We start from the raw sequence: 12,186 nt of genomic DNA on the forward strand, positions 1-12,186 counted from the left end.
TTTTATACACCATAAGGAGGAAAAATTCATTATGAAACTCAAGAAGATTGCTTCTCTGGCGCTGGCCGGCATCATGGCCGTCAGCATGCTGGCTGGCTGCAAGGACGGCGGCAATGGCACTAATAACGGTGGTGCTTCTTCTGATAACAGCAACACCAACTCTGGTTACAGTGCGTATGTTCTGAATATGTCCAATGCTGGAGACAGCAAGAGCATTGTTGCTGCTGACGATGCAAAACTGAATGCTGCTGTCGAAAACTTTGTTAAGAATAAGCCGGTTAATTTTTCGAACATGAGCAATGTTCGGAATCTCAAACTTCTGAGTGACGTGACCGGTAAAAATAATGCTGATGTAAAGGTTTGGCTGGCTCAGGCAGCTCGTGACATGAGCGGTGCTACGGCTGTGGCTACCGGAAACGGCTGGGATACTGTTTTGGGAGTGAATGAAAATAAAGATAAAGATAAGACTGCATATTGCATCTACTATATTTCTGCTGCTATGAACGATGATGTCATCGATAACTTGGTTGCAAATAAAATTGATCAGATTGCTGGCGTCATTAATGGTAGTTTTAATCCTGATAAGGAAGATAGCTATTCCTTCACTGTAAGTGCTACCAAGGAATATTGGCAGGTTGGCAAAGATGCTAATGCGGACGATGATGGTGTTGTGATTGGCATTGCAGTTAACTTTGAGTACAACAAAGCCGAATATTGATTTTACTTATAACACCCCCGGGGCACCATACCGGGAGATGATATAAGGGGCGGGCGGGTGCCAGAGACCACCTGTGCGCTCGGGTAAAACACCCATCCGATGTGGCGGCAAAGAGGAATAGAACCAATATTCCTTCTGTTGTTGATCGCACCAAAACAAAAGAACTTTTGCGTCACGAAAGATAGGGTCCCTCTGCGGGGGTCGGCCATACGGCCGGCCCCCGCATTGTTTTGCCCCGGCTCTGCGTCCGCCGCGCCCCCTTACTTTATATATGTAGAGCGCCTTTCGCCGGGCGCTGCCATTCTCCGCCCTCTTTTGGCAGCCTTGTGCCAAAAATGGAGCGAATTCTTTATGCTTTGTGCACAATTACATCTTGCGGGACGGCCGGGTTTGTAGTATCATAAGGAAGCTGCGGGGCTTAGGGCGGCGTCCCAAAAACCCGCGAAAAAAAGTTTGATTTTTTTCAAAAAAGGGCTTGCAAAATAGGCCGGGATATGGTAAAATATCTGACGGCTGCAAAGGGCTTGTGCGATACAAGTCGTGCAGGCCACGATATGCGTTGATGCGGGAGGTTGCCGCACGGCTTGGCCGATGCGGGTTATTTCCGCGGAGTATGTCCGATCTACGAACCGGGCGAAAGAATTACTGACAGTGAAGGGATATGTCCCCGCGCCGCTGCGCGATGCGGACCAATGTCTGTTTGTCTTTGCTAGGTTGTTTTCCGGGAAAACTGCGATGGGCGGTTTACCGGCTTTTCTAATGCGAAGACGTGAGACACCCGGAACTGTGTGCAGTGATTGATCGAGTTGCCCATACTAACATTATCAGGAGGCACAACCAAATGGCAGTCAAGGAAAAGATCAGAATCCGTCTTCAGAGCTACGATGTCCAGCTGATCGATGCGGCAGCAGAGAAGATCGTCGAGACCGCAAAGCGTACCGGCGCCCGCGTGTCCGGCCCCATCCCCCTGCCCACCGACCGTGAGGTGGTCACCGTCCTGCGTGCGACCCACAAGTACAAGGACAGCCGTGAGCAGTTCGAGAGCCGCACCCACAAGCGCCTGATCGACATTCTGAAGCCGTCCAACAAGACGGTCGAGGCTCTGATGAGCCTCCAGCTCCCCGCTGGCGTGGACATCGAGATCAAGCTGTAAGGCTTTGGCTCGGGCCCTCGTTTCCCGAGGGGTCATGTTGGCGGTGACGTGCGCCGCCAACCAATAACCTTTACAGGAGGAAAAGAAAATGGTTAAAGGCATTATCGGCAAAAAGGTCGGTATGACCCAGCTGTTTGACGAAAATGGCAAGGTCATCCCTGTGACCGTCATCGAGGCAGGCCCCTGCACCGTGGTGCAGAAGAAGACTGTCGAGAGCGACGGCTATCAGGCTGTCCAGCTTGGCTTTGGCGAGGTTTCCGCCAAGAAGGTCAACAAGGCAGCAGCAGGCCACTTCAAGAAGGCCAACGTGGCCCCCAAGAAGACTCTCCGCGAGTTCCGCCTCGAGGACGTGTCCGGTCTGAATGTGGGCGATGTGATCAAGGCTGACGTCTTCGCCGCTGGCGATAAGGTGGACGTGGCCGGCATCTCCAAGGGCAAGGGCTACCAGGGCGTCATCAAGCGCTACGGCCAGCACCGCCTGCGCGAGAGCCACGGCACCGGCCCCGTTGCACGGCATGCAGGTTCCAACGGCTCGACCTCGACCCCCAGCCGCGTTTATCCCGGCAAGCGCCTGCCCGGCCACATGGGCTTTGTGCGGGTCACCGTGCAGAACCTGACGGTGGTCAAGGTGGATACCGAGAACAATCTGATCGCTGTCAAGGGTGCAGTGCCCGGCACTAAGGGCACCATCATCACCCTGGCCAACAGCGTGAAGGCCTAAGGAGGAAAGCTACAATGGCAAAATTTGACGTAGTCGATCGGAACGGCAAAAAGGTCAGCGAGATCGAGCTTTCCGACGCCGTGTTCGGCATCACCCCGAACGAGAAGGCTGTTCACATCGCAGTCGTGAACTTCCTGGCCAACCAGCGCCAGGGCACCCAGAACACCAAGATCCGCAAGGAAGTCTCCGGCGGCGGCAAGAAGCCCTGGCGCCAGAAGGGCACCGGTCACGCCCGTCAGGGTTCCATCCGTGCTCCCCAGTGGACCCACGGCGGCGTCGCCCTGGGCCCCAAGCCCCGCAGCTACAGCTACCACATCAACAATAAGGTTCGCCGCCTGGCCCTGCTCAGCGTGCTGAGCGACAAGGCCGCAAACGGCAACATGATCGTGGTGGACAGCCTGGCTGTGGAGGCCTACAAGACCAAGGCTGTGGTCCAGATGCTGAATGCCATCGGCGCCGGCAAGAAGAACCTGGTGGTCAACGAGAACGTCGATCCCATGTTCGTCAAGAGCGCCGCCAACATCCAGGGCGTCAAGACCACCTTCGCCGGCAGCGTGAACACCTATGACGTGCTGAACGCCGACAAGCTGATCCTCAGCGAAGGCGCAGCGAAGAAGCTCGAGGAGGTGCTTGGCTAATGAAAACCGCACATGACATCATCCTGAAGCCGGTCATCACCGAGAACTCCATGGCTGGCATCGCTGACAAGAAGTACACCTTCAAGGTCGCCACCGACGCGACCAAGATCGAGATCGCCCAGGCTGTGGAGACTCTGTTCCCCGGCACCAAGGTGAGCAAGGTCAACACCATTTCGGTCCGCGGCCGTTTCCGCCGCCAGGGCCTGCACGGCGGCTACACCGCCGCTTCCAAGAAGGCCATCGTCACCCTGACCAAGGATTCGAAGGAGATCGAATTCTTCAACAGCATGGTCTGATGAGGGCCGGGCCCGCCGAGGGCCCCGCTATGGGGATATGACCCCGATAATAATTCATGAGATAAGCAAAAGGAGAATAGCACAATGGCTATCAAGAAATACGGCCCCACTACCCCGGGCCGCCGCGGCATGACCGTCACGGACTACAGTGTCCTGTCCAAGGTCGCCCCTGAGCGCAGCCTGCTGGAGCCCATGAAGAAGCACAGCGGCCGCAACAACACCGGCAAGATCACCGTCCGTCACCACGGCGGCGGCAACCGCACCAAGTACCGCGTCATCGACTTCAAGCGTCAGAAGCTGGATGTCCCCGCTACCGTCAAGACCATCGAGTATGATCCCAACCGCAGCGCGTTCATCTGCCTGATCGAGTACACCGACGGCGTCAAGAGCTATATCGTCTGCCCCGAAGGCCTGAAGGTGGGCGACACCATCATCTCGGGCGCCGGCGCCGACATCAAGCCCGGCAACTGCCTGCCCTTCGAGAACATCCCCGTCGGTACCATCATCCACAACATCGAGCTGTACCCCGGCCGCGGCGCCCAGCTGGTCCGCTCCGCCGGCAACATGGCACAGCTGATGGCCAAGGAGAATGGCTACGCCCTGATCCGTCTGCCCTCCGGTGAGATGCGCAACGTGCCCCTGAACTGCACCGCAGTCATCGGCCAGGTCTCCAACATCGACCACGAGAACGTCAACCTGGGCAAGGCCGGCCGCAAGCGCCACATGGGCATCCGTCCCGGCAGCCGTGGTTCTGTCATGAACCCCAACGACCATCCCCACGGCGGTGGCGAGGGCCGCGCCCCGATTGGCCACTCCGGGCCTATGACCCCCTGGGGCAAGCCCGCACTGGGCCTCAAGACCCGCAAGCATCACAAGCGCTCCGACAAGCTGATCGTGAAGCGTGCCGGCAAGTAAGAGAGGAGTGTAGACCATGGGTAGAAGTATTAAAAAGGGACCTTTCGTCCAGCCTGCTCTTATGAAGCGCGTGGAAGCCATGAATGCTTCCGGCAAGAAGCAGGTCATCAAGACCTGGAGCCGGGCCTCCACCATCTTCCCCGAGTTCGTGGGCCACACCTTCGCCGTTCATGACGGCCGCAAGCATGTGCCTGTGTACGTGACCGAGGATATGGTTGGCCACAAGCTGGGTGAGTTCGTGCCCACCCGCACCTTCAAGGGCCACACCGGCAATTCTAAGTAAGTGAAGGAGGAACACAAACATGGAAGCTCGGGCAATTCTTCGTTATGCCCGCATTAGTCCTCGCAAGGTTTCGATCGTGATGGACCTCATCCGCAACAAACCCCTGGACGAAGCGATGGCGATCCTGCAGTACACCCCGAAGGCCGCTTGTGAGCCCCTTCTGAAGCTGGTGAAGTCTGCTGCTGCAAACGCTGAGAACAACTTCAATATGGATAAGAACAACCTCTATGTGGCCGAGTGCTACGTCTGCCCCGGCCCCACGCTGAAGCGGATGATGCCCCGCGCCCAGGGCCGCGGCTACCGCATCCTGAAGCGCACCAGCCACATGACCGTCGTTCTGAAAGAGAAAGAGTAAGTGAGGAGGTAAACAAATGGGCCAGAAAGTTAATCCGCACGGGCTTCGTGTCGGCGTTATTAAAGACTGGGACAGCCGCTGGTTTGCTTCCAAGAAGGACTTCAGCGATAACCTGGTGGAGGATCACAAGATCCGCACCGAGCTGAAGGCTCTGCTCAAGGACGCCGGTGTCCCCAAGATCGAGATCGAGCGCACGGTGGATTCTTCCACCAGCGCACCCCGCGTCACCGTCAACGTTTACTGCGCCAAGCCTGGCATGGTGATCGGCAAGGGCGGTGAGGAGCGCGTCGCCCTGCAGAGCAAGCTCTGCAAGGAGTACGGCAAGAACATCGTGGTCAACGTGATCGAGGTCAAGAGCCCCTCCACCAACGCACAGCTGGTGGCTGAGGACATCGCCCGTCAGCTGGAGAACCGCGTCACCTTCCGCCGCGCCATGAAGCAGTGCATCCGCAATGCCATGAGCCCCCGCGACCGCAGCACTGTCCCCGCAAAGGGCATCAAGGCTATGTGCTCGGGCCGTCTGGGCGGCGCTGATATTGCCCGCACCGAGAGCTATCACGAGGGCACCATCCCCCTGCAGACCCTGCGCGCCGACATCGACTACGGCTTTGCAGAGGCTGCCACCACCTACGGCCGCATCGGCGTCAAGGTGTGGATCTACAAGGGCGAGGTCCTCAAGAGCGCCAAGAACGCCAAGACCGCTCCCAAGAAGGAAGGAGGCAACAAGTAATGTTACTGCCTAAGCGTGTTAAATACCGCCGCGTCCAGCGCGGCCGCATGACCGGCAAGGCCACCCGCGGCAACGTGGTGTGCCAGGGCCAGTACGGCCTTGTTGCCCTGGAGCCGGCCTGGATCACCTCCGCACAGATCGAGGCCGCCCGTGTCGCCATGACCCGTTATATCAAGCGTGGCGGCAAGGTCTGGATCAAGATCTTCCCCGACAAGCCCGTCACCGAGAAGCCTGCCGAGACCCGCATGGGCTCCGGTAAGGGCTCTCCCGAGTACTGGGTCGCCGTTGTCAAGCCCGGCCGCGTGCTGTTTGAGCTGGCAGATGTCGATGAGGCAACTGCCCGCGAGGCTCTGCGCCTGGCCATGCACAAGCTGCCCATCAAGTGCAAATTTGTTGTCCGTGAGGACTCCGTGAAGGAGGATGGCACCAATGAAGGCTAATGAACTCCGCGAAATGCAGCCTGCAGAGCTGACCAGCAAGCTGGCAGACCTGAAGGCAGAGCTGTTTAACCTGCGTTTCCAGCATGCCATCAACCAGCTGGAGAACCCCGGCCGCATCGAGACAGTCAAGCGCGACATCGCCCGTGTGATGACGGTTCTGGCTGAGAAGCAGTAAGGAGGTTAAACGATGGAAGAACGTAATCTGCGCAAGACCCGCGTCGGCGTGGTCGTATCCGACAAAATGGACAAGACCATCGTGGTTGCCGTCAAGGACAGCGTGCAGCACCCCCTGTACAAGAAGATCCTGAAGCGCACCGCCAAGTTCAAGGCTCGTGACGAGAAGAACGAGTGCGGCATCGGTGATCGTGTTGAGATCATGGAGTGCCGCCCCCTGAGCAAGGATGTCCGCTGGCGCCTGGTCCGTATCGTCGAGAAGGCAAAGTAAGCCTTTTCGGCCCCCGCTGCTTTGAACAGTTTGAAAGGAGAAGTCTGATATGATTCAGATGCAAACTTATCTCAAAGTTGCCGACAACACCGGTGCCAAAGAGCTGATGTGCTTCCGCGTGCTGGGCGGTACCCGCAAGAGATATGCAAATATTGGCGACGTCGTGGTCTGCTCCGTCAAGAAGGCAGCCCCCGGCGGCACCGTGAAGAAGGGCGACGTTGTGAAGGCTGTCATCGTGCGCAGCAAGCATGGCGTCCGCCGCGACGACGGGTCCTACATCCGTTTCGATGAGAACGCCGCCGTCATCGTCATGGCCGACAAGAGCCCCAAGGGCACCCGCATCTTTGGACCTGTGGCCCGCGAGCTGCGTGATGCCGGCTACACCAAGATCCTGAGCCTGGCTCCGGAATCGCTGTAAGGAGGTTTTAAATTATGAATCATCTTCATGTTAAAACCGGCGACAACGTTATGATCATCAGCGGCAAGGACAAGGGCCACACCGGCAAGGTTCTGCAGGTCAGCCCCTCCGAAGGCAAGGTCATTGTTGAAGGCCAGAACATGGTTACCAAGCACGTCAAGCCCCGCCGTCAGGGCGAGCAGGGCGGCATCGTCAAGGCCGAGGGCGCTATGTACGCTTCCAAGGTGATGCCCATCTGCCCCAAGTGCGGCAAGGCTGTGCGCGTGGGCCATGTGGAAAAGGACGGCAAGAAGGTCCGCGTCTGCAAGAAGTGCGGCGCTGAGCTGTAAGAAAGGAGTATGGAACAATGGCTCGTTTGAAAGAACAGTATGTCAATGAAATTGCTCCTGCTCTGAACAAGAAGTTCGGTTACAAGAGCGTCATGCAGATCCCCAAGCTCGACAAGGTGGTCATCAACGTCGCCTGCGGCGAGGCCAAGGAGAACGAGAAGATCCTGGAGTCGGTCATGAAGGACCTGGCCCAGATCACCGGCCAGAAGGCAGTCATCTGCCGCGCCAAGAAGAGCGTTGCAAACTTCAAGCTGCGCGCCGGCACCCCCATCGGCTGCAAGGTCACTCTGCGGGGCGAGCGGATGTATGAGTTCGTTGACCGCTTCTTCAACGTTGCGCTGCCCCGCGTGCGCGACTTCCGCGGCATCAACGGCAACGCATTCGACGGCCGCGGCAACTTTGCCTGCGGCATCCGTGAGCAGATCATCTTCCCCGAGATCGACTTCGACAAGGTCGATGCAGTCCGCGGCATGGATGTCTGCTTCGTCACCACCGCCAAGACCGACGAGGAGGGCAAGGAGCTGCTGAAGGCTCTGGGCGCCCCCTTCGAGAATAACTAAGGGAGGAGATTAACCAAAATGGCAAAGCTGTCTATGAAGCTCAAGCAGGCCCGCCCTGCAAAGTTCTCCACCCGCGCATACACCCGCTGCCGCATCTGCGGCCGGCCCCACTCGGTGCTGCGCAAGTACGGCGTGTGCCGTGTGTGCTTCCGTGAGCTGGCCTACAAGGGCGAGATCCCGGGCGTCAAGAAGGCTTCCTGGTAAGTCCCAGGGGCTTTGAGGTAGTTGGATACCCGCCCCGGGGCGCAGATACGTTTCGGGGCGGTATCATTATAGAAAGAACAAACACAACGCAAAGCTAATCTAAGGAGGTTAGTGGCATGCAAATCACCGATCCTATCGCGGACCTGCTCACCCGCATCCGCAACGCCAGCACTGCCAAACACCCTTCTGTGGAGATCCCGGCTTCTAACATGAAGAAGGCCATCTGCCAGATCCTGGTCGACGAAGGGTACGTCAAGAGCATGCAGGTCAAGAACGACACTGTCCAGGGCACCATCGTGCTCAACCTGAAGTACCAGGCCAACGGCGAGCCCGTTCTGGCCGGCCTGAAGCGCATCTCCAAGCCTGGTCTGCGCATCTACACCAATTGCGAGAATATGCCCCGCGTCATGAAGGGCCTGGGCATCGCGATCATTTCCACCTCCAAGGGCGTCATGACCGACAAGGCTGCTCGTGCTGCGCACGTCGGCGGCGAGGTCCTGGCCTACGTGTGGTAAGAAAGGGGTAAAAGACAATGTCGAGAATTGGAAGAAAACCCATCGTCATTCCTGCCGGCGTCACGGTCACTGTCGATGAGGCAGCACACACCGTCGCCGTCAAGGGCCCCAAGGGCAGCCTGAATTCCAACTATCATCCCCTGATGACCGTCAAGGTCGAGGGCAATGAGGTTTTGGTTACCCGCCCCAATGACGAGAAGCTGGCCAAGAGCCTGCACGGCCTGACCCGCACCAACATCGCCAACATGGTCAACGGCGTGGTCAACGGCTACTCCAAGCAGATGGAGATCGTGGGCGTCGGCCTGCGCTGCCAGAAGCAGGGCTCCAACCTGGTGATGAACCTGGGCTATTCCCACCAGGTGATCATCTCCGACACCGATGACATCAAGATCGAGTGGCAGGATCCCAACAACTTCACCATTACCGGTATCGACAAGCAGAAGGTCGGCCAGTTTGCCGCTGAAGTCCGCGCCAAGAAGCCGCCCGAGCCTTACAAGGGCAAGGGCATCCGCTACAAGGGCGAGGTCGTCAAGCACAAGGAAGGCAAAGCCGGCAAGGGCAAGAAATAAGGTAAGGAGTGAAAGACAATGGTTAAGCAGATCGACAAGAACGAAGCCCGTCTTCGTCGTCATCGCCGCGTTCGCGGCAAGATCAGCGGCACCGCCGCACGTCCTCGCCTGGATGTTTTCCGCTCCGCCAAGCATATTTACGCTCAGGTCATCGATGATGAGAAGGGCGTGACCCTGGTGTCGGCGTCCACCCTGGACAAGGACTTCGAGGGATTCGGCGGCAACGTCGAGGCAGCCACCCAGATCGGCAAGAAGATCGCAGAGCGCGCCCTGGCCAAGGGCATCACTGAGGTCGTGTTCGACCGCGGCGGTTTCGTGTATCATGGCCGTGTCAAGGCCCTGGCTGAGGGCGCCCGCGAGGGCGGCCTGAAGCTGTAACGAGAGGAGGAAGACAGTTATGGCTATGAGAAACCGTGAAGACGACGGCATGATCACCAAGGTGGTCTCCATCAACCGCGTGTCCAAGACCGTGAAGGGCGGCCGCATCATGAAGTTTGCCGCTCTGGTGGTCGTGGGCGACGGCAAGGGCACCATCGGCTACGGCATCGGCAAGGCGGGCGAAGTGCCCGAGGCCATCCGCAAGGGTGAGGCCGCTGCCAAGAAGAATATGCACAAGATCGCCACCAAGGGCACCACCATCCCCCACGAGATCGTGGGCAAGTACGGCGCAGGCGCTGTCCTGCTCAAGCCCGCTGCCCCTGGTACCGGCATGATCGCCGGCGGCCCTGTCCGTGCTGTCATCGAGGCAGCCGGCATCAAGGACATCCGTGCGAAGTCGATGCGTTCCAACAACCCCATCAACGTTGTTTCCGCTACCTTTGCAGGTCTGTGCGGCCTGGTCAGCGCCGAGTCTGTCGCTGAGAAGCGGGGCAAGACCGTCAAAGAAATTTTTGGCTGAGGAGGGTACACACCATGGCAGATAAGATGCTCAAGATCGAGCTGAAGAAGAGCCTGATCGGCCGCGGCAAAAAGCAGATCGCTACTGCTGAGGCCCTGGGTCTGAAGAAGCCCGGCGACGTGACCGTTCAGCCTGACAATGCCGCTACGCAGGGCAAGATCGCAAAGATCGGCTTCCTGCTCAGCGTCACCGAAGCGTAACAGCAGGGGGTACACGCAATGAATCTTCATGAATTACACGCGATTCCCGGCGCCAACAAAGCCCGCACCCGCAAGGGCCGCGGCATCGGCTCGGGCAATGGCAAGACTGCCGGCTACGGCAGCAAGGGCCAGAAGGCCCGTTCCGGCGTCAAGCGCGCCGGCTTCGAGGGCGGCCAGATGCCGCTGCAGCGCCGTCTGCCCAAGGTCGGCTTTAACAACGTTTTTGCTACCCGGTACGCCATCGTCAACCTGGCGGACCTGGAGAAGGTTTTTGAGGCAGGCGCCGTGGTGGATACCGAAGCGCTGAAGGCGAAAGGCCTGGTCAAGAAGACCCTCGACGGCGTCAAGATCCTGGGCAACGGCGAGCTGACCAAGGCCCTGACCGTCAAGGCCGCAGCCTTTTCTGCTTCTGCCAAAGAGAAAATCGAGAAGGCAGGCGGGAAGGCTGAGGTGATGTAAGGTGTTTCAGACATTCCGAAACGCATGGAAAATCCCTGAACTGAAGAGCCGGCTGCTCTTCACGCTGGGCATCCTGATCGTCTACCGTCTGGGCAGCGCGATCCCTGTGCCCTTCGTGTCGGGCGACGCGCTCACGGCGATGTTCGCAAACGGCAGCATGCTGACTTATCTGGACATGATGAGCGGCGGCGCGCTGTCCCGGTGCACGATTTTCGCGTTAGGCGTCACACCCTATATCAATGCCTCCATCATCGTGCAGCTGCTGTGCGTCGCGATCCCGTATCTTGAGAACCTGGCCAAAGAATCCGACGGCCAGAACAAGATCCGCCAGATCACACGCTATGTGGGCGCAGGCATCGCACTGGTGCTGAGCATCGGCTATTATTTCCTGGTGCGCAATATGGGCGCACTCAAGTACACTGCGGGCGCCGCAGGCATCTTCACCGCCATCGTGGTGATCCTGACCTTTACCGCAGGCGCACAGCTGACCACCTGGTGCGGTGAGCAGATCGATGACAAGGGCATCGGCAACGGTGTCTCCCTCATCATCTTCGCTTCCATCGTCTCCAACTGGTCGTCGGTCACCACCATGGTCACCGATATGCTCACCCGCGCTTCCAGCGGACAGCCGCTGTACTATGTGCTGCTGCCTTTGCTGGTGGTCTTTGCACTGGCCGTGGTGGTGTTCATCGTCATCATGACCAATGCCGAGCGCCGCATCACCATCCAGTATGCGCGGCGGGTGGTGGGCCGCAAGCAGATCGGCGGGCAGAACAGCTATCTGCCCCTCAAGCTGAACATGAGCGGCGTCATGCCCATCATCTTCGCCAGCACCTTCTGCTCCATCCCCGGCACCATCGGCAGCTTCATCAATGTGGACCCGGTGGCGCATCCGTTCTGGTATGCGTTCTTCAGCACCTTCAACTACACCTCTGCGCTGTATGTGGTGGTGTATGTGCTGCTGATCGTCGCGTTCAACTATTTCTACGTTTCCATCCAGTACAACCCGATCGAGATCGCCAACAATCTTCGCCGCAACAACGGCTCGATCCCCGGCTTCCGTCCCGGCAAGCCGACCAGTGATTTCATCATCAAGACGCTGAGCAAGATCACCATGATCGGCGGTATCTTCCTGGCGCTTGTGGCTGTACTGCCCATCATCCTGGGCAATCTGACCGGCGTGGCCATCCAGCTGGGCGGCACCAGTATGCTGATCGTCGTTGGCGTGGCACTGGACACCACCCGCAGCCTGGACAGCTATATGACCATGCGCAATCACAAGGGTTTCCTGGGCTGATGTTCCCCTGACGGGATGTTTTTGAACTGAATCAAGCACCGTC

23 protein-coding genes are annotated in these 12,186 nt (G+C 58.4%); all 23 read left to right on the forward strand.

Going from position 1 to position 12,186, the window contains the following annotated elements:
* Positions 1 to 31: 31 nt before the first annotated feature.
* The 23 genes from B5G12_RS10460 to secY all read left to right on the forward strand — a co-directional run bounded on the left by B5G12_RS10460 (position 32) and on the right by secY (position 12,143).
* Positions 32 to 718 carry a hypothetical protein gene (locus B5G12_RS10460; protein ID WP_144064135.1) on the forward strand — a complete coding sequence of 229 codons (687 nt, stop codon included), beginning with the start codon at positions 32 to 34 and terminating at the stop codon, positions 716 to 718.
* Between the two features lie 841 nt (positions 719 to 1,559).
* Complete coding sequence (rpsJ, locus tag B5G12_RS10465; RefSeq protein ID WP_087231854.1) at positions 1,560 to 1,871, forward strand: 30S ribosomal protein S10; 312 nt, start codon at positions 1,560 to 1,562, stop codon at positions 1,869 to 1,871.
* A gap of 88 nt (positions 1,872 to 1,959) precedes the next feature.
* Entirely contained in the window at positions 1,960 to 2,592 is a 633-nt protein-coding gene (gene rplC, locus B5G12_RS10470) for a 50S ribosomal protein L3 (protein WP_087231856.1), read from the forward strand.
* A 14-nt stretch (positions 2,593 to 2,606) separates the two neighbouring features.
* Positions 2,607 to 3,230 (forward strand): 50S ribosomal protein L4, encoded by a 624-nt coding sequence (rplD, locus tag B5G12_RS10475; RefSeq protein WP_087231860.1) that lies wholly within the window; start codon positions 2,607 to 2,609, stop codon positions 3,228 to 3,230.
* Entirely contained in the window at positions 3,230 to 3,526 is a 297-nt protein-coding gene (gene rplW, locus B5G12_RS10480; protein WP_087231864.1) for a 50S ribosomal protein L23, read from the forward strand. Before rplD ends, rplW begins: the two co-directional genes overlap by 1 nt.
* A gap of 84 nt (positions 3,527 to 3,610) precedes the next feature.
* Positions 3,611 to 4,441: a 50S ribosomal protein L2 gene (gene rplB / locus B5G12_RS10485; RefSeq protein ID WP_087231867.1), complete on the forward strand. Its 831-nt coding sequence runs from the start codon at positions 3,611 to 3,613 to the stop codon at positions 4,439 to 4,441.
* A 16-nt stretch (positions 4,442 to 4,457) separates the two neighbouring features.
* Positions 4,458 to 4,724 (forward strand): 30S ribosomal protein S19, encoded by a 267-nt coding sequence (gene rpsS, locus B5G12_RS10490; protein ID WP_087231870.1) that lies wholly within the window; start codon positions 4,458 to 4,460, stop codon positions 4,722 to 4,724.
* 19 nt (positions 4,725 to 4,743) lie between these two features.
* Complete coding sequence (rplV, locus tag B5G12_RS10495; RefSeq protein WP_087231873.1) at positions 4,744 to 5,079, forward strand: 50S ribosomal protein L22; 336 nt, start codon at positions 4,744 to 4,746, stop codon at positions 5,077 to 5,079.
* 16 nt (positions 5,080 to 5,095) lie between these two features.
* Entirely contained in the window at positions 5,096 to 5,809 is a 714-nt protein-coding gene (gene rpsC / locus B5G12_RS10500) for a 30S ribosomal protein S3 (RefSeq protein WP_087324881.1), read from the forward strand.
* Positions 5,809 to 6,249, forward strand: coding sequence for a 50S ribosomal protein L16 (gene rplP, locus B5G12_RS10505; protein WP_087231879.1), 441 nt, complete (start codon positions 5,809 to 5,811; stop codon positions 6,247 to 6,249). The genes rpsC and rplP overlap by 1 nt, the downstream gene beginning before the upstream one ends.
* On the forward strand, positions 6,239 to 6,424 hold the full coding sequence (rpmC, locus tag B5G12_RS10510; RefSeq protein ID WP_087231882.1) for a 50S ribosomal protein L29: 186 nt from the start codon (positions 6,239 to 6,241) through the stop codon (positions 6,422 to 6,424). Before rplP ends, rpmC begins: the two co-directional genes overlap by 11 nt.
* 12 nt (positions 6,425 to 6,436) lie before the next feature.
* Positions 6,437 to 6,694, forward strand: a complete 258-nt coding sequence (gene rpsQ, locus B5G12_RS10515; RefSeq protein WP_055190687.1) for a 30S ribosomal protein S17 — start codon at positions 6,437 to 6,439, stop codon at positions 6,692 to 6,694.
* Between the two features lie 49 nt (positions 6,695 to 6,743).
* Entirely contained in the window at positions 6,744 to 7,112 is a 369-nt protein-coding gene (rplN, locus tag B5G12_RS10520; protein ID WP_087231885.1) for a 50S ribosomal protein L14, read from the forward strand.
* 14 nt (positions 7,113 to 7,126) lie between these two features.
* Positions 7,127 to 7,441 (forward strand): 50S ribosomal protein L24, encoded by a 315-nt coding sequence (gene rplX / locus B5G12_RS10525; protein WP_087231888.1) that lies wholly within the window; start codon positions 7,127 to 7,129, stop codon positions 7,439 to 7,441.
* Between the two features lie 17 nt (positions 7,442 to 7,458).
* Positions 7,459 to 8,001: a 50S ribosomal protein L5 gene (rplE, locus tag B5G12_RS10530; RefSeq protein ID WP_087231891.1), complete on the forward strand. Its 543-nt coding sequence runs from the start codon at positions 7,459 to 7,461 to the stop codon at positions 7,999 to 8,001.
* A gap of 18 nt (positions 8,002 to 8,019) precedes the next feature.
* Positions 8,020 to 8,205: a type Z 30S ribosomal protein S14 gene (locus tag B5G12_RS10535; RefSeq protein WP_087231894.1), complete on the forward strand. Its 186-nt coding sequence runs from the start codon at positions 8,020 to 8,022 to the stop codon at positions 8,203 to 8,205.
* A gap of 116 nt (positions 8,206 to 8,321) precedes the next feature.
* Positions 8,322 to 8,720, forward strand: a complete 399-nt coding sequence (rpsH, locus tag B5G12_RS10540; RefSeq protein ID WP_087231897.1) for a 30S ribosomal protein S8 — start codon at positions 8,322 to 8,324, stop codon at positions 8,718 to 8,720.
* Between the two features lie 17 nt (positions 8,721 to 8,737).
* Entirely contained in the window at positions 8,738 to 9,289 is a 552-nt protein-coding gene (gene rplF / locus B5G12_RS10545) for a 50S ribosomal protein L6 (RefSeq protein ID WP_087231899.1), read from the forward strand.
* A gap of 18 nt (positions 9,290 to 9,307) precedes the next feature.
* Entirely contained in the window at positions 9,308 to 9,667 is a 360-nt protein-coding gene (gene rplR, locus B5G12_RS10550) for a 50S ribosomal protein L18 (RefSeq protein WP_087231902.1), read from the forward strand.
* A gap of 19 nt (positions 9,668 to 9,686) precedes the next feature.
* Complete coding sequence (gene rpsE / locus B5G12_RS10555) at positions 9,687 to 10,187, forward strand: 30S ribosomal protein S5 (protein ID WP_087231905.1); 501 nt, start codon at positions 9,687 to 9,689, stop codon at positions 10,185 to 10,187.
* A 14-nt stretch (positions 10,188 to 10,201) separates the two neighbouring features.
* Complete coding sequence (gene rpmD / locus B5G12_RS10560) at positions 10,202 to 10,387, forward strand: 50S ribosomal protein L30 (RefSeq protein WP_087231908.1); 186 nt, start codon at positions 10,202 to 10,204, stop codon at positions 10,385 to 10,387.
* 18 nt (positions 10,388 to 10,405) lie between these two features.
* Positions 10,406 to 10,846: a 50S ribosomal protein L15 gene (rplO, locus tag B5G12_RS10565; RefSeq protein WP_087231911.1), complete on the forward strand. Its 441-nt coding sequence runs from the start codon at positions 10,406 to 10,408 to the stop codon at positions 10,844 to 10,846.
* A 1-nt stretch (position 10,847) separates the two neighbouring features.
* On the forward strand, positions 10,848 to 12,143 hold the full coding sequence (secY, locus tag B5G12_RS10570; RefSeq protein ID WP_087231914.1) for a preprotein translocase subunit SecY: 1,296 nt from the start codon (positions 10,848 to 10,850) through the stop codon (positions 12,141 to 12,143).
* Positions 12,144 to 12,186: the final 43 nt, after the last annotated feature.

It is taken from the genome of Faecalibacterium sp. An58 (genome assembly GCF_002161515.1).
In the GTDB taxonomy this organism is placed as follows: domain Bacteria; phylum Bacillota; class Clostridia; order Oscillospirales; family Ruminococcaceae; genus Faecalibacterium; species Faecalibacterium avium.